Annotated in this window: 17 protein-coding genes and 1 riboswitch; of the genes, 1 reads left to right on the top strand and 16 read right to left on the bottom strand. The window is 59.8% G+C overall.

The annotated features are described in order from the left end of the window. Positions 1-15 precede the first annotated feature (15 nt). From TAMC210_RS01985 to TAMC210_RS01910, 16 genes are all read right to left on the bottom strand, one after another. Positions 16-813: a methyltetrahydrofolate cobalamin methyltransferase gene (locus tag TAMC210_RS01985; RefSeq protein ID WP_173297123.1), complete on the bottom strand. Its 798-nt coding sequence runs from the start codon at positions 811-813 to the stop codon at positions 16-18. A gap of 15 nt (positions 814-828) precedes the next feature. Continuing rightward, positions 829-1,461 carry a corrinoid protein gene (locus TAMC210_RS01980; RefSeq protein ID WP_173297122.1) on the bottom strand — a complete coding sequence of 211 codons (633 nt, stop codon included), beginning with the start codon at positions 1,459-1,461 and terminating at the stop codon, positions 829-831. 111 nt (positions 1,462-1,572) lie between these two features. Next, positions 1,573-2,148 (bottom strand): orotate phosphoribosyltransferase, encoded by a 576-nt coding sequence (pyrE, locus tag TAMC210_RS01975; RefSeq protein WP_173297121.1) that lies wholly within the window; start codon positions 2,146-2,148, stop codon positions 1,573-1,575. 20 nt (positions 2,149-2,168) lie between these two features. Further along, positions 2,169-3,086 (bottom strand): dihydroorotate dehydrogenase, encoded by a 918-nt coding sequence (locus TAMC210_RS01970; RefSeq protein WP_173297120.1) that lies wholly within the window; start codon positions 3,084-3,086, stop codon positions 2,169-2,171. A 14-nt stretch (positions 3,087-3,100) separates the two neighbouring features. Beyond that, positions 3,101-3,880 carry a dihydroorotate dehydrogenase electron transfer subunit gene (locus tag TAMC210_RS01965; protein ID WP_173297119.1) on the bottom strand — a complete coding sequence of 260 codons (780 nt, stop codon included), beginning with the start codon at positions 3,878-3,880 and terminating at the stop codon, positions 3,101-3,103. A gap of 420 nt (positions 3,881-4,300) precedes the next feature. Continuing rightward, a complete protein-coding gene (locus TAMC210_RS01960; protein WP_173297118.1) occupies positions 4,301-6,436 on the bottom strand; it encodes a heavy metal translocating P-type ATPase in 2,136 nt (711 codons plus the stop codon). 17 nt (positions 6,437-6,453) lie between these two features. Next, positions 6,454-6,831 carry an ArsR/SmtB family transcription factor gene (locus tag TAMC210_RS01955; protein WP_173297117.1) on the bottom strand — a complete coding sequence of 126 codons (378 nt, stop codon included), beginning with the start codon at positions 6,829-6,831 and terminating at the stop codon, positions 6,454-6,456. A gap of 312 nt (positions 6,832-7,143) precedes the next feature. Further along, on the bottom strand, positions 7,144-7,638 hold the full coding sequence (locus tag TAMC210_RS01950) for a MogA/MoaB family molybdenum cofactor biosynthesis protein (RefSeq protein ID WP_173297116.1): 495 nt from the start codon (positions 7,636-7,638) through the stop codon (positions 7,144-7,146). Then, entirely contained in the window at positions 7,635-8,072 is a 438-nt protein-coding gene (locus tag TAMC210_RS01945) for an MOSC domain-containing protein (RefSeq protein ID WP_173297115.1), read from the bottom strand. The genes TAMC210_RS01950 and TAMC210_RS01945 overlap by 4 nt, the downstream gene beginning before the upstream one ends. Beyond that, positions 8,057-8,560, bottom strand: a complete 504-nt coding sequence (gene moaC, locus TAMC210_RS01940) for a cyclic pyranopterin monophosphate synthase MoaC (RefSeq protein ID WP_173297114.1) — start codon at positions 8,558-8,560, stop codon at positions 8,057-8,059. Before moaC ends, TAMC210_RS01945 begins: the two co-directional genes overlap by 16 nt. A 6-nt stretch (positions 8,561-8,566) precedes the next feature. Next, complete coding sequence (gene moaA / locus TAMC210_RS01935) at positions 8,567-9,538, bottom strand: GTP 3',8-cyclase MoaA (RefSeq protein WP_173297113.1); 972 nt, start codon at positions 9,536-9,538, stop codon at positions 8,567-8,569. 24 nt (positions 9,539-9,562) lie between these two features. After that, positions 9,563-11,491 carry a molybdopterin biosynthesis protein gene (locus tag TAMC210_RS01930; protein WP_254388463.1) on the bottom strand — a complete coding sequence of 643 codons (1,929 nt, stop codon included), beginning with the start codon at positions 11,489-11,491 and terminating at the stop codon, positions 9,563-9,565. Between the two features lie 125 nt (positions 11,492-11,616). Next, a complete protein-coding gene (locus TAMC210_RS01925) occupies positions 11,617-12,852 on the bottom strand; it encodes a molybdopterin molybdotransferase MoeA (RefSeq protein ID WP_173297112.1) in 1,236 nt (411 codons plus the stop codon). A 15-nt stretch (positions 12,853-12,867) separates the two neighbouring features. Next, positions 12,868-13,050, bottom strand: a complete 183-nt coding sequence (locus TAMC210_RS01920; protein WP_173297111.1) for a hypothetical protein — start codon at positions 13,048-13,050, stop codon at positions 12,868-12,870. A gap of 63 nt (positions 13,051-13,113) precedes the next feature. Beyond that, positions 13,114-13,259, bottom strand: a riboswitch (molybdenum cofactor riboswitch). A gap of 59 nt (positions 13,260-13,318) precedes the next feature. Beyond that, positions 13,319-13,561, bottom strand: coding sequence for a YkoF family thiamine/hydroxymethylpyrimidine-binding protein (locus TAMC210_RS01915; protein ID WP_254388497.1), 243 nt, complete (start codon positions 13,559-13,561; stop codon positions 13,319-13,321). Between the two features lie 54 nt (positions 13,562-13,615). Further along, positions 13,616-14,305 (bottom strand): class I SAM-dependent methyltransferase, encoded by a 690-nt coding sequence (locus TAMC210_RS01910; protein WP_173297109.1) that lies wholly within the window; start codon positions 14,303-14,305, stop codon positions 13,616-13,618. 354 nt (positions 14,306-14,659) lie between these two features. On the opposite strand from TAMC210_RS01910, the gene TAMC210_RS01905 reads away from it, so the two are divergent. Further along, positions 14,660-15,217 carry a cysteine hydrolase family protein gene (locus TAMC210_RS01905; RefSeq protein ID WP_173297108.1) on the top strand — a complete coding sequence of 186 codons (558 nt, stop codon included), beginning with the start codon at positions 14,660-14,662 and terminating at the stop codon, positions 15,215-15,217. Positions 15,218-15,239 lie beyond the last annotated feature (22 nt).

Below are 15,239 nucleotides of genomic sequence, written 5' to 3'. Positions count from 1 at the left end.
TTCGATTTTATTAAATTATACCACTAATTTGCCCGCGCGGGCAGCTGCAATGTATTCCAAACAGTAATCATCCTTGCCCGCCACGGCTTTAGCCGCCGCCAGCAAGGACATGAGGGGTCGGTCTAAGGGGTCCAGGATAAAGGCGTCCATGCCCACGGCTAAACACATGACCATAAAGGCCCGGTTTAGCAGGCGCCTCTCCGGCAGGCCGTAAGATATGTTGGAGAGGCCGCAGATAAGGTGGACGTTGGGGTATTTTTGCCGCAGGGCTCGTGTGCTCTCCAGGACTTCCACGCCGCAAGTACTGCCGACTCCCAGGGGCTTCACGAGGGGGTCTAAATAAATATCCTCCTCCGGTACCCCGGCGCCCATTAGATCGGGTACCAGTTTTTCGGCCACCCGCAGGCGATCTTCCACCGTTTCCGGGATACCGCCATCGTCCATGAGGAGGGCTATGACCGATGGCTTATAACGTTGCACCAAGGGCAGCACTTCTTCCCATCGCGCCCTTTCCGCGGTAATGGAATTGATCATGGCCTTTCCCTTATGGCGTACAAGGCCTGCTTCCATGGCCGCCGGGCTGGGGGTATCGATACATAAGGGGACATCCACTACTTCCTGGACAATGTCCACCAGCCAGGCCATCACCGCGGCTTCTTCCGCCAGGCTGGTCCCGCAGTTGACATCGATGATCTGGGCCCCCGCCTCCACCTGCTTCACCGCCAGCTCCTGCAAATAGGCCTTGTCCCGGGCGGCAATGGCCTCGGCAATAGCCTTGCGACTGGAATTAATAAGCTCCCCGACAATAAGCATGGTTCACCCTCCTGGTTACGCCAGGCCCAAGAGCTCCTTGACTTTGTCTACCGCCGAAGCTGCATCGGGGGCATAACCGTCGGCCCCGATTTCATCGGCAAATTTCTGGGTTACAGGAGCCCCGCCCACGATGACCTTGATGGCATTCCGGTAGGGCGCCAGGGCTTCCACCGTTTTCTTCATCTGCATCATGGTGGATGTTAACAGAGCCGAGAGGCCCACCACCTGGGGCTTATGTTCTTCCACCGCCTGGATAAATTTCTCCGGGGGCACATCAATGCCGAGGTCGATCATCTTAAAACCGGCGCCTTCCATCATCATGATCACCAGGTTCTTCCCTATATCGTGAAGATCCCCTTTCACCGTCCCGATGACCATGGTCCCCTTCTCCTGCAGGGCTTCCCCGGCCAGCAAGGGTTTGACTACATCCATGCCCGCATGCATAGCCCGGGCGGCTACCAGGACTTCCGGAACGTATACTTCATTGTTCTTGAACTTGACGCCGATGATATTCATGGCGGCAATCAGGCCGTCGTTAATAATGGTGCTTGGAGACAGGCCTTCTTCCACGGCTTTGGTTACGGTTTCCCGCACTTTGTTGGCGTTGCCGGCCATAAGGGCTTCTTTGATTTCTTCGAGAACCGACATGTTCCTCTCCCCCTAATCGCTTAATTTTTGGGTATTGTCCCTACTTTAAAGTCTATTCTCATCTTTAAGGGGAGGACAAGGACAAATCCTTGTCATAGGTTTGCTTTCTTGTCATAAATCGCGGCTGCCCGGTTTTACCGCCAGCAGCCCTTGGCGGCATAAAGGGCATTCCTCCGGCGGGTAGGCGTTGATTTCCAGGCTGAGGAGCGCCCGCAGGGGAATCCCCAGGTCCACCTTGCCTCCGCTCCGATCTACGAAAGCTCCCGCCCCCACCGGTTGGGCACCGCTTTCCCTTACCACCTGGATGACTTCCTTCACGGACCCGCCGGTGGTAATCACATCCTCCACCACCAGCACCCTATCCTCGGGTCCCAATTGAAATCCCCGGCGCAAGGTCATCTCGCCCTGTACCCGCTCGGTGAAGAGGGCCCGCGCCTTTAAGGACCGGGCCACCTCGTAGGCGATGATGATGGCCCCGGTGGCCGGGCCCACCACGGCGGTTATTCCCCGGCCCTCGTAATACTCCGCTAGGGCCGCACAAAGCTTGGCGGCCTCGTCGGGATACTGCAAAACCTGGGCGCACTGCAAGTAGCGTTCGGCGTGGAGGCCGGAGGTCAAAATAAAGTGGCCTTCCCAAAGAACTCCTGTACGGCGAAAAATATCTAACACTTCCTCTGGCGTGAGCATATCCATCTCCTTCCCAATGCTTAAGTTTCCAGGGCGCCGATAACTTGGTTGACGTCCTCGATGTTATGCTTGAGCAAATAATCTTCCAGACCGGCAATTATCTCCGCCATAGCGCGGGGATTGACCAGGTTGGCGGTACCCACGGCCACCGCCCGGGCGCCGGCCAGGAGAAACTCCAGGGCATCTGTAGCGGTAGTGATGCCGCCCATACCAATGACGGGTATCTTAACCGCCCTGGCCACCCGCCAGACGGCATAAAGGGCTACCGGCTTGACGGCTGGCCCGCTCAAACCCCCGGCGATACTGCCCAGCACCGGCCGCCGCCTCTGCCAGTCCACGGCCATACCCTGGAGGGTGTTGATGAGGGAAAGGGCATCAGCTCCGGCTGCCTCCACTCCTTGGGCTATGGCCACCACATCGGTCACATTGGGGGTTAGCTTGGCGATCAAAGGCCGCGAGGTAACCCGGCGCACGGCCCTTATAACCCTGGCGGCCTGGTCCGGATTGCTCCCAAAGGCCAGGCCCCCTTCCTTCACGTTGGGGCAGGAAATGTTGACTTCCAGAGCCGCCACTCCTTCAACCCCGTCCAGGCGCCGGGCCAGTTCCACGTATTCTTCAAGGGTTTTCCCGGCAATATTGACGATCACCGGCGGGCGCAACCGTCGCAGGAAGGGCATCTTGTCCCGGATGAAGACCTCCAGGCCGGGATTCTGCAGCCCGATGGAGTTAAGGATGCCGGCCGGGGTTTCCGCCACGCGGGGCGGGGGGTTACCGGGAGTGGGTTCCAGGGTCACACTTTTGGTTACAATGGCCCCCAGGGAATTCAGATCCAGGTACGGGGCGTATTCCTCCCCAAAGCCGAAGGTGCCCGAAGCCGGCATTACGGGGTTCTGCAGGCGCAAACCCGCCAGCTCAACCTCCATTCTGGGTTTAACCATAACTTAGTCTCCCTTTACCACACAATTTTCTCCGCCGGAAAGACCGGGCCGGCAGAGCACACGTTTTCATAGGCTATGCTGCCGTCTTCCCCGTACAGGGCCACCACGCACCCCCGGCAGGCTCCGAGGCCGCAGGCCATCCGTTCCTCCAGGGACACTTCTGCCGGTATCCCCTTTTGGCCGGCCAGTCGGGCTACTTCGGCCAGCATGGCCCGCGGTCCGCAGGCGAAGATCTGGTCGTACCTCTTGTACTCCAGATCACGAGCCAGGAGGGACGTAACCGGCCCTGCAAAGCCCGCGCTGCCGTCGTCGGTGGCCCTTTGAACCTCCAGGCCGAGGCCTTCCAGGGCTTCCAGCCTTAGGAGACCCTCACGGCTCCGGGCACCTACATAAAAGGTAACCTGGCATCCCTCCGCCGCGGCAACCCGGGCCAGGAAAAAGAGGGGGGCCAGGCCCAAGCCCCCGGCCACCAGGGCCACCCGAGGACCGGCCGGCAGGGTAAAACCGCGGCCGAGGGGCCCCAGGCCGTCAATGAAATCCCCGGGCTTCCGACCTGCCAGCCAGGCGGTCCCCCTACCCACCACCTGGTAAAGGAGCTGCACCTCCTGCCCGGCAGGATTATAATCGTGAATGCTTAGCGGCCGCCGCAGCAGGGGATCCAGGGAGGACCCGCAGCGGAGGTGGACAAACTGGCCCGGTAGGGCACCGGGCAGCGCTACCCTCAAGCGCAGGTGGTAGATGCCGGGACCTACCGGCGAGTTGGCCACTACTTCGCCCTGCCACAAGGAAGACATGGGACGCCATCAGCTCCTTAGATTAGAGGCTCGTTTCCGGTTGATGCTACCCCGTAATGGTAGGGCTCCCTTCCATCCGGGGCGGTTCTCGCCAAGGGCCACCGCATGCGGCCTCGGCCCCGGTCGGAAGATGAGGGAGAAACTCTCTGTTTTCTTTAAGTAGTGTTCACTAAATAATGAGGTCCTTAACAGGGTTCCCTCTTCCGGCCCATCACCGCGGCCCGGTTGGGGAACTTGCTTGTTAGCCTGCGGTAAAACTCTAAAGTAGATTTTTCGACACACTTTACTCCCTTCCTGCCGCGGGCCTGTAAAAAGCGAGCTGGGGAGAAGCAGGGGCTCTGTAATGACCGACGGAGCCCCTGGTTACCGGCGCTTTCGGAGTGGCCTTTATCGCTTAGGATAAGCTCACCAGCTATCCTGCTACCTTTCCGAGTGAAGGGCCCAAAGCCGCATGCCGTTTAAGGTAACCAGAATAGTGGCTCCCATATCGGCCACAATGGCCAGCCACAGGGTAAGCCACCCCGGGAATACGGCCAGTACGGCCAGGGCTTTAAGGGCCAGGGAAAAAACGATGTTCTGCCGGATGATCTTAAGGACCGACCGGCTAAGGCGGATGGTGAAGGGGAGCTTGCTCAGGTCGTCGGCCATGAGGGCAATATCCGCCGTTTCCAACGCGGTACCCGTTCCCGCGCCTCCCATGGCAATGCCGACCGTAGCCACCGCCAGGGCCGGTGCATCGTTAATGCCGTCGCCTACCATGGCCACCTTTTGGTACCGTTCAAGGAGGTCCCGGACCGCCTGGACCTTATCCTCCGGTAACAGTTCAGCCCGGTATTCGTCGACCCCCACCCTGGCCGCTATGGTCCGGGCGGTGGCCTCATTATCCCCCGTCAACATAATGGTGCGGCGAATGCCCGCCTGTTTGATGCCGGCAACGGCGGCCGCGCTGGCCTCCCGTACCTCATCCGCTGCGGCTATAATCCCCAGCAATTCCTTTTCCGTACCCACCATCACGGCCGTTTTACCTTCTTCCTGCAGGCGGCGCAACCGCTCAGCTATAGCCTCGTCAACCATACCGAGTTCTCTGAACAGGCGCAGGTTCCCTATATAAATAGTTTCTCCCCGGACTACCCCTTTGCCGCCGCGGCCTGCCAAGGCGGTATAATCCTCGGAAGGAACTACCTTGAGGCCCCGGTTCTCCGCCGCTCTCCCAATAGCCGCCGCCAAAGGATGCTCGGAACGTGCCTCTAGCTCTGCGGCCATCTGGAGCAGTTCCTCTGCGGACTTGTTACCCAGGGGGATAATATCGGTGACGACCGGTTCCCCTTTAGTTAGGGTTCCGGTCTTGTCAAAGGCCACTGCCTGCAGGCCGGCCGCCTCTTCCAGGTATATGCCGCCCTTTATGAGGACCCCATTGCGCGCGGCATTGCCGATGGCGCTCACAATGGCCACCGGAGTGGAAACCACCAGGGCGCACGGGCAGGCGACAATAAGGAGGGCCAATCCCCGGTAAATCCAGGGCTCCCACGGGTATCCTAGAAACAGCGGTGGCAGCACGCTGAGCCCGCCGGCCAAGAAGAGGACCAGAGGTGTATACACTCTGGCAAAGCGGTCTACCAGGAGTTGCGAGGCCGCCCGCCGGGACTGGGCTTCCTCCACCAAGTGAAGAATTCGGGCCAGGGTGGTGTCCTGCACCAGCTTGGTCACTTCTACCTCTAAGAAACCGTAGGTGTTGAGGGTGCCGGCATAGACATCCTCCCCCGGCCCTTTCTCCACCGGCATTGATTCTCCGGTAATAGGGGATTCATTCAGGGCCGATTCTCCCTTTAAGATACGGCCGTCCATGGCTATCCTTTCACCCGGCCGGACGATCATGGTGTCCCCCACCCTGATTTCCCCCACGGGGATTTCCACTTCTTCACCTGACGGGCGCCTGATCCTGGCGCTCTGGGGAGCAATGGCCATCAATTCCCGGATTGACTGGCGCACCCGTCCCATGGCCCAGGACTCCAGCACCTCGGAAAGGGAGTAAAGGAAGGCCACTACCGCCCCCTCCCTCCATTCACCGATGGCCATGGCTCCGCCGATGGCCAGGGTCATGAGTACGCTCATGTTAAAGTCCAGGCGGGGCAGCGAATATGCGGCCCGGCGGATGTTGCCCCATCCGCCGATAACTATGGCAGCCACGTAGAGGGGAATAAAGAGGGACACCCCTCCGCCGGCCCGTTCTGTTATATAGGCGGCCAGGAATGCCGCTGCCGAAAGGCCCGCCCTCACCAGCCCCCTTTTGGTCTCGGGCCGGGCCGCGGGCGCCGCTTCTCCCGCCGGGATGACGGTGTAGTTTTCCTTCCGGGCTTCCCGGCGGATGGCTTCTAGGTCGGCCTCCCCCTCCACGATTAGCCTGCCGGTAGTCGGGTTTAACCGGGCCCCGGTTACACCGGGGATCGCCGCCACGTTCTTTTCGAACTTGGCAGCACAGTCGAGTCACGTGATACCTTCTACCCTGAAAACCGTACTTTTGCTCGCGCCACGGAAAGAGGTGAAAGATGAAGACATTAACCTAGCCTCCTTGCCTATGCCTCGCCTAAATGCTTGATAACCTCCCGCACCAAGTTGCCCACGTGGGGATCGGCAAGCCGGTAATATACCAGCTTGCCTTCCTTACGATACCTGACCAGCCCCAGATAATGGAGAAGCCGCAAATGGTAAGAAGCAGTCGCCGTGGTACTACCCAGAAGGGCAGCTACATCGCAGACACAAAGCTCGGTTTCGCTTAAGGCATATATGATCTTTACCCGGACATCGTCGGCCAGGGCTTTAAAGAGGGTGGCTATTCCTTCTAATTTATCTACCCTGGGCTTAAGCCTCTTGATAACTTCCTCGTTGATACAGTGGGCTTGACATACCGGAGCATCCCGTTCTCCTTCGTTGCGGGGGAATTTCAGAGGCATGTTGGCACCCCTTATTCCAACGTTCAAATGATCTTTTGACTATAGTCTAAACCTAACCCCTCTTCCCGTCAATTCCTACGTAGACTTTTTTCAGGATAAAAAATGAGAGGGCCGGCCACCGCTACAGCCCTCTCCTTCTCATCTTACCGTAGGTGTAGCGTCTAAACCAAGGACACCTACTCTTCCACGGCAGCCAAGATATCTCCTCTAGGGTTTCGGCCTCCATCACCCGCACCAAAACCCGGCCTCCCGGGGATTTAATAAGGAGCATATTTCCCGCAACCAGCCGGCTTCTGCCCCATCCATCTCACCTTATTCCGGGCGGGCGCACTCGGAAACCTCGCCCCTTAACACCGCCAGGCCGTGGGGCAGGGCAGGCAAAATTGCTTCCAGGTTTTCCTTTACTCCCTTGGGGCTTCCGGGCAAATTCACAATAAGGGTTTTGCCGCGGATGCCGGCGACGGCGCGGGACAGCATGGCCTGGGGTGTGGCCTTCAGGCCGGCCGCCCGCATAGCCTCCGGCAACCCCGGTACTTCCCGTTCAATAACGTCGCGAGTTGCTTCCGGAGTTACGTCCCGCGGCCCGAAGCCGGTACCGCCGGTGGTCAACACCAGATCGGCCCCCACCTCGTCGCAAAATTGCCGCAGTTTGGCGGCCAGGACCTGCCGATCGTCCGGGACCACGGCATAGGCCACCACCTCTCCTCCCAGGCGCGCCACCAGCTCTCGAATCACGCTGGCGCTTAAGTCTTCCCGTTCTCCCCGGGAGCCTTTATCGCTGGCCGTCAGGATGGCCACCCGGATCATTTCTCCACCACCTCAACCGGATCCCCTACTTGCACCGGTCCTCCCTGGAGCACCGCTACGAAAATTCCCTCGCGGGGCATGACGCAATCGCCAGCCTGATAATAGATGGCACAGCGTTCATGACAAACCTTCCCGATCTGGGTGATTTCCACCAGGGCCTGGGAGCCGATCTTCAACTTGTCGCCCGGCTTAAGGGCGGTCAGATCCAGCCCTTCGGTGGTCAAATTCTCCGCGAAGTCTCCTGGACCCACCTTCAGCCCCTTAGCCTGCATCTTCCGAATGCTCTCCAGGGCCAGCAGGCTCACCTGCCGGTGCCAGGGCCCGGCATGGGCATCCCCCGCCAGGCCGTGTTGGGGTACTAGTTCCCCTTTACCCACGTTCTTTTTCCGCTGCCCCTTCTTCTCGCTTATACATACTGCTACGATGCGTCCCATGGTTCTTCGCCCTCCCTCTGCCACGTCCCGCTCCGGCCGCCGCTTTTTTCTATCAAGCGCACATCCGTAATCATCATGCCCCGGTCAACAGCTTTACACATGTCGTAAATGGTCAAAGCCGCCACGCTCACGGCCGTTAGGGCTTCCATTTCCACGCCCGTCTGGCCCTTGGTCTTTATCCTTCCTTCGATTTCGAGGACTCCGCCGCCCAAATCCCGGAATTCTACCGATGCACTTGTTAAGTTCAGGGGATGGCATAAGGGAATCAACTCCCCCGTCCTCTTGGCGGCCATGATTCCGGCTACCCTGGCTACGGCCAGCACATCTCCTTTAGGCACCTTGCCTTCTAAGATAAGCTCCAGGGTGGCCGGGTTCATGACCACCCGGGCCCGGGCCACCGCCACCCGCTCGGTTATGCCCTTGGCCCCGACATCCACCATCCGCGCCTGGCCCTTAGCATCCAGGTGGGTCAGGGTGTTATTGTCCATAGATTATTAACCTCCCAGCTGAGACATGACCCGCGGCTGCTCCCAGCCTTCTTCCAGGTGGTGCTGCCGGGGTTTAAGGGCCACTGCCCGCCGGAATAATTCTACCAGTTCATCCTGGGAAGCTCCGTTACGCAACGGGGTCTTGACGTCGATTTCCCCTTCCCAGTAGAGGCAGGGGCGCAGTTTCCCGTCGGCGGTGAGCCTCAACCGGTTGCACCGGTGACAAAAATGCTCGCTCAAGGCGCCGATAAAGCCAATGCTTCCCGGGCCGCCCTCCACGCGAAAGCTCCGGGCCGGGCCACAGCCGCGCAAAGCTTCCAGGGGTTCTAAGGTGAATTCTTCCTCCACCTTCCGCTTGATTTCGGCCACCGGTACATAGGCGGCCTCCCCGGCGGCTGCGGTACCGATGGGCATCAACTCAATAAAGCGTATGTGGAGGGGCTCACGGCGGGCAAGACGCGCAAAATCCAGGATCTCGTCATCGTTGAAACCCCGCACCACTACCACGTTCAGTTTTACCGGTGTAAGGCCTACCGTTAGAGCAGCCCTAATGCCTCGCCACACGGTCTCCAGGTTTCCCACCCTGGTAATGTAGCGATAGCGTTCCGGCCGGAGGCTGTCCAGGCTGATGTTGACCCGCCCGAGACCTGCCTCCTTCAGGGGCCGGGCCAAAGGGCCCAGGAGTATGCCGTTGGTGGTAAGGGATACCTCTTCCAGCCCGGGAAGGGCGGCCAGCCTGCCTACCAGACCCACCACATTTTTGCGGACGAGGGGCTCGCCTCCCGTAAGCCTGACCTGCCGGATACCGACTTGCACGGCGGCCTCCACCAGCGTCACGATTTCCTCCAGGCGCAAAATATCGTCGTGACTCTTTAAGGGAACTCCCGCGGCCGGCATGCAGTAACGGCAGCGCAGGTTACAGCGGTCGGTGATGGATACCCGCATATAGTTTATCCGGCGACCGAAGCGATCTTCCACCGGCCTTCACTCCTTAGAAAACCTTTAATAGTTCTGCCACACAACCTTCCCGCAATCCCGCAGGTCATACCCTCCCCACTGGCCGGCTTCCTTTAAAAATTCCTGGCTGCGCATCGTTTGGATTAAATCCCGGATCGCCTGTTCTTCCCATGTCTCACGTAAGAAGCAGAGGTCCAGCCGCTCGGCAGCCAGCGGGATGAAGTCCAAACCATAAACCCGGGCGGCGGCATAAATACCCAGGCCAACATGGGCCCGCCCGGAGGCCACCGCGGCGGCTACTCCCAGGTGGGTGAACTCCTCCCTGTCGTACCCTTTGATCTCCTCCCCTTTGATGCCCAGCCTCTGCAGGCTGGTGTCCAGGAAAAGCCGTATGCCAGAACCCACCGGCCGGTTCACAAAGGTTAGGTCCGGCCGGGTTAAGTCCTGTAAATCACTAATGCTTTGAGGATTGCCAGGAGCCACCACCAGGCCGACCTGCCGGTAGGCTAGATTGACCAAGAGCGCCTCCCGGCCGGCGAGGAGCTTTTCCACGTAGGACACATTGTATTCGCCCGTCGCGGGGTCCCAGAGGTTAAGGCTTGCACCGTGGGCCTCCCCTTGCCGTAGGGCCTGGAGACCCCCTAAGCTCCCCACCGGCGAAAGGGTCAAAGACCTCCCCGGGTATAGCTGGCGCATTACATTGCCCAGGACATCCAGCAGGGGATCACCGCTGCCGCTGACCAGTACCGTGGCCTCGATATCCGTTAAGTCTTTCAGAAGGCTCACTTTTACTTCCGCGCCGGCAGAAAAACCCTCTGACCCACGGGGAATGCGCAGGATACCGTCGGCCCTGGCCAAGGTGGTGAGGGTTCCCGCGCCCCGGCCCAAGGGCACGGCTGTAAGCTTGTCTCCTACCCGGGCGAGCCGCAGGCGGACGAAATCCTCCCTCCCCAGGGCCGAGGGGATTTTGCGGCTCAACACCGCCCGGGACGTAGCTCGCCGAGGGGCCGGCAACCCCTGTTTTTCGTAGAGGAGAGGACGGACGAAAAGTTCGGCGCACAGGGCAGCAGAAACGGGGTATCCCGGTACCCCTATCACCGGTTTCCCCTCCACAACACCCAGAATTACCGGTTTGCCCGGCCTGATGGCCACCCCATGGGTCAGTACCTGACCCAGCTCCGCTACCAACCGGGCCGTATAATCTTCCCGGCCGGCTGAAGAGCCGGCATTAACCAACACCATATCTGACCTCTGCAGGGCCTCCCGGAGCCTGGTCTTCAAAAGATCGTAATCATCAGGAGTTATGGGGAAGACTTCCGGTTCCCCTCCCCACTCCTGTACCATTCCTGCCAACATAGTACTGTTGGAATCAAGTATCTGTCCCGGCAGGGGGTGGGGATTGGGGTCCACCAGCTCGCTGCCGGTGGGCAGAATTGCTACTCGGGGTCGGGGATAGACCGAAACTTCCACCACGCCGGCCGCCAGCAGAAGACCCAAATCCAGGGGCCGCAACACGTGATTAGCGGGCAGCAGCATTTCCCCGGCCACTATATCCTCTCCCGGCTGCCGCACATGCTGCCAGGGAACGGCCGGGGACCGGATCTCCACTACTCCCTCTTCCGGGAAATTCAGTTCCTCCAGCATAATCACGGCGTTGAATCCCGGCGGCAGGGGATCCCCGGTATCCACTACGACCGCTTCCCCGCCCAGTCTCATCCTCCGCGGGGCTTCTTCCGAAGCGCCGAAGGTGTCTTCCGCCCTCACGGCAACCCCGTCCATGGCCGCCCCAGCATAATGGGGCGAAGACAGGACGGCATAGACCGGCTCGGCCGTCACCCGTCCCAAGGCCGTGCGGGTGGGCTGTTTCTCTCCCTGGCCGGGTGCTAGAGCCCCCGCCCCGCGCAGAACCTCCCTGTACTCCTCCAGGGCTTCCTGCCAGGGCCGGTTATCCAGAAAAACTCTTGTCCGCTGCAATATAATGCACCCCTACTTTTCCCTGAGAAATCTCCGGAGGAGCCGGGCTATTGCGCCTTCCTTCCGCCCTTTTCCCGGGCAAACCACGCCGGAGGGACCTGCTCCCCGCAAACCAACAACCGGATTCAGTCAAAAAGGCGCACCTTGACCCGGCTGCCTGCTTCCAGCCCTTCCTTGCCGGCAGGAATGATGACCACCCCGTCGGCCTTCACCATGGTAGAGATCAAGCCTGACTTACCCACTATCGGAACAGCCTGCAGACCGTCCCCATTGTCGTCTACCAGCCTCACCCGCACACAGTCATCGCGGCCGGCGTCGGAAGAAAGATTCCTGCTCAAGGCGGCTTCTACCACCGGCTCCTCTCCCGGCCCTCTGAAGCGGCCGTAACGCAATAGAGGGCCCACCAGGAGGTCAAAAGAAACCATGGCCGAAACCGGGTGGCCCGGCAGGCCGAAAATCATTTTCCCGTCGATAAAGGCCGCCAGGGTGGGCTTGCCGGGACGAATGGACACCCCGTGAAAAAGGATCCTTTCGGGGCCCCACTCGGCCAGCAACTGCACGGTCAAGTCCCGCGTACCCACCGAACTGCCGCCGGAAAGCAATACCACATTGTTCTCTTCCAAGGCCTGGGAAAAGCGTTCCCGCAGGAGCCTTAAATCGTCGGGCACTATACCGTAGAGCCGGGGCTGACCTCCCAAGGCCTGCACCTGGGCGTATAACGTATAAGAATTTATATCCCGCACCTGGCCTGGGCCCGGCCGGGCTTCCGGCGGAACAATTTCGTTCCCCGTAGTCATAATGCCTACGCGCCAGGGTTGCCAAACCTTTATTTGATTATATCCCAGGGCTGCCAGTACCCCTATGTCCTGGGGCCGCAGCCGGTGGCCGGCCCCCAGTACTACCTCTCCCTTACGCACGTCTTCGCCCCGGTCTATGACGTTTTCTCCGGGAGCCACCGGCCGCAAAACATTTAAGAAACCGCCCGGCAGTTCTTCGGTATGCTCCAACATGATCACTGCATCGGCGCCCGCCGGCAGCATCCCCCCGGTACTTACGGCTACCGCTTCCCCCTGCCTTACGGCCACTTCGGCTGCCCGGCCCGTCACAACCTCTCCCATCAGCCGCAGCGTCACCGGGCTACCCTCGCTGGCACCAAAAGTATCGCCGGACCGGAGGGCAAAACCGTCAACTGTAGCCCGGGCAAAACTGGGAACCTCCTCCCTGGCTATGACCTCTTCGGCCAGTTCCAGGCCCAGAGCTTCAGTCAAATTCCGCACCACAGCCTCGCGCCGGACCAAAGGCCAGTATTCCGCTAGCTTTTTCCTCGCTTCCGGTAAGGTAACCACCTGGAAAAATTCCATGGCTTCTCTCCCATCCTACTTGAAACAACCGAGCTGGCAGCTGCTGATCTTGATCTGCAGTTCGTTGGCCGCCTGCCCGATGGTCAACATGGGTACTCCCAGTTTCCGGGCCAGCTCCTGGGCCACTGTGCAGGGCAGCTTGCCCTGGTTGCGGGCTGCAGCATCCTTGACGGCTGCCAGAATCTCTTCCCTGCTCACCTGAACCCCCCTCCCCGGTCCCGTCCGGTTAAATAATTATATATATAAAGGCACCCGGATGGGTGCCTCGTCTGCGAAGCTCCTTTCCCATTCCGGGAGGCAGGCCCGTTTCCCGGCCCACCCCGTCACCGCCCACCTGGGGCGGGAGGCCAGCGACCATAGCCTTAAGCATGGCCTTAGGCCCACTGGCTCGGAGGCTCCTTATTCCGTTAAGCTTATTCTAGCATAATCCGCGGCAAAAAGAAAGAAAATTTATCCCGGCAATTTTTCATCTGCAACCACAGCGATTGGACACCTTGAGGACCATCACGGCATCCCCCGATTTCACCGCCACCCCAAACAGAAGGCGTACTGCCTTCCACACTTCGTCGTCTTCCCCCCGGATTACGGTGCTCCTGGAGCCCACCTCCAACTCGACCTTTCCCGCAGGCATCGCGGCCAGGGCCTCTTTAATAATCCGCGCATAATGGGCCGTCCCCAAGGGGTAAAGGGCCACCTCACAGGCCAGCATCAAATCGCACCCTTCCTGAAGGTCAAGGTGTGGCTAACCCCGCCGCTTTAGACCTCATTTGAAGGACACGGCGCAAATAAAGCCGCCGTCTGTCCGCCCCGCGCGCCGAGCCTCTTCTTCCAGGGCCAGGGCTTCCTCCTCCTTGGTAAAATCGAAATCAGGAGGTATGAAGAGCACCGCCGTGCCCCGCACTTCTTTACCGGGCATGGCCGCCAGGAGTTCTTCCAGGGTAGGAAAACGGGCCCAGCGGAAGAGGCTGTCGGGTTCCCGGGCGGCTTTGGCCTCGTAGTAGCGGCTCCAGGCACTGCGACCCCCGATGACCCCTACTACTAGCCTTCCGCCGGCCCTCAACACCCGGTAAGCTTCCTGCAGGGCCGCCCTCAAATCCGGAACAAATTCCAGAGCCGTAACCGATACCACCGCGTCAAAGCTTTCGTCGGGAAAGGGAAGCCGCCGGGCGTCCGACCGCAGAAACCGGATGCTAACACCTTCCCGGGCCGCCTTTTCCCTCGCCCTCTGCAGCATGGGCTCGGATACGTCAATGCCGGTTACCCGGGCTCCGCGGCGGGCCAGTTCTAAGGAAAAATTTCCGGTGCCGCAGCCGATGTCCAGGATCTCCATACCAGCCCGGGGATGCAAATATTCGTAAATCGCTTCCTTTTCGATTCGGTCGACCAACCTGCCCTTGGGCGTCCGATACCATTCGTCGTAATCCTGGGCCTTCTTATCAAAAATCTCCGCCACTCCCCGAAACCCTCCCCACCTTGTCGACGTAAAATTTTATCTGTTACCAATTTATTATTTCCTCACCTCCAATGCAAGGCTTAACAAGCAAGAAAATCGAGGCCTTTAGCCCGCCTCTCGGGGCGGATGCCTCCGGGGCTTCGGAGAAGGGCTGCCGGGCAGTCCGCAGAACAAAACCGGCCACCAGCCTTCTTAGGGGGCTGGGTTATACCCTGTCTATTTGCGGAAGGGGCCAAAGGCGAGCAGACCTAGTCTTAGAACGGGGGATACGCCGGCTTAGGAGGGCATTGAGGTCGGCTATTTCCGTGTGGTAGGATATATATGATGAGGGGCTCACCCAAAGGAGGGACGGGTATGCGCAAGGTCTTGCTGGTTATCGACATGCAGCAGGATTTCGTATCTGAAGGAGGCGCCTTGAGCTTCCCGGCTGCCCGGGAAATCATACCCTTCATTGCCAGCAAAGTCAGGGAGGCCCTGGACCAAGGGCGGGAAGTCGTCTTCACCCTGGACACCCATAAACCGGGCGACGCCGAATTTCAGAAATTTCCCCCTCATTGTCTGGAAGGCACCCCCGGGCACGACCTGATCCCCGAATTCCGGGAGATCCTTTCCGCCTATGGAGGGACAGGGCGAGTTTACTTCGTGAAGAAAAACCGGTACAGCGCCTTTTACGGTACCGAACTGGAGAACCTTTTAGGGCTGACACCGGGAAGCAATAGGGACAGGGTGGCAGAGGTGGAGCTGGTGGGGGTTTGCACCAACATCTGCTGCTTCTTTACCGCCGAAGAGCTGGCCAACCGGGACGTCCCGGTAGTAGCCTACGCCAAGGGCATGGCCACCTTCGACCCAGAGGCCCATAAATTCGCCCTGGAGCAGATGCGCAGCGTCCTGGGAATTAAGGTGGTAGAGTAGCCGGCGGCAAGGATGATAGGGG

Origin of the sequence: Thermanaeromonas sp. C210, assembly GCF_013167955.1 — a bacterium.
GTDB lineage: Bacteria > Bacillota > DSM-521 > Neomoorellales > Neomoorellaceae > UBA12545.
This window is presented reverse-complemented; position numbering and strand designations above follow the sequence as displayed.

Bases quoted from the DNA above. Each gene is read 5' to 3' on its own strand.
- TAMC210_RS01965 (WP_173297119.1), bottom strand. From the start codon at position 3,880: ATGTCTTCCTTGTGGCAGGGCGAAGTAGTGGCCAACTCGCCGGTAGGT.
- TAMC210_RS01985 (WP_173297123.1), bottom strand. From the start codon at position 813: ATGCTTATTGTCGGGGAGCTTATTAATTCCAGTCGCAAGGCTATTGCC.
- pyrE (WP_173297121.1), bottom strand. From the start codon at position 2,148: ATGCTCACGCCAGAGGAAGTGTTAGATATTTTTCGCCGTACAGGAGTT.
- TAMC210_RS01945 (WP_173297115.1), bottom strand. From the start codon at position 8,072: ATGGGACGCATCGTAGCAGTATGTATAAGCGAGAAGAAGGGGCAGCGG.
- moaC (WP_173297114.1), bottom strand. From the start codon at position 8,560: ATGGACAATAACACCCTGACCCACCTGGATGCTAAGGGCCAGGCGCGG.
- TAMC210_RS01915 (WP_254388497.1), bottom strand. From the start codon at position 13,561: ATGCTGGCCTGTGAGGTGGCCCTTTACCCCTTGGGGACGGCCCATTAT.
- TAMC210_RS01955 (WP_173297117.1), bottom strand. From the start codon at position 6,831: ATGCCTCTGAAATTCCCCCGCAACGAAGGAGAACGGGATGCTCCGGTA.
- TAMC210_RS01905 (WP_173297108.1), top strand. From the start codon at position 14,660: ATGCGCAAGGTCTTGCTGGTTATCGACATGCAGCAGGATTTCGTATCT.
- TAMC210_RS01970 (WP_173297120.1), bottom strand. From the start codon at position 3,086: ATGGTTAAACCCAGAATGGAGGTTGAGCTGGCGGGTTTGCGCCTGCAG.
- TAMC210_RS01980 (WP_173297122.1), bottom strand. From the start codon at position 1,461: ATGTCGGTTCTCGAAGAAATCAAAGAAGCCCTTATGGCCGGCAACGCC.
- TAMC210_RS01925 (WP_173297112.1), bottom strand. From the start codon at position 12,852: ATGGAATTTTTCCAGGTGGTTACCTTACCGGAAGCGAGGAAAAAGCTA.
- TAMC210_RS01950 (WP_173297116.1), bottom strand. From the start codon at position 7,638: ATGATCCGGGTGGCCATCCTGACGGCCAGCGATAAAGGCTCCCGGGGA.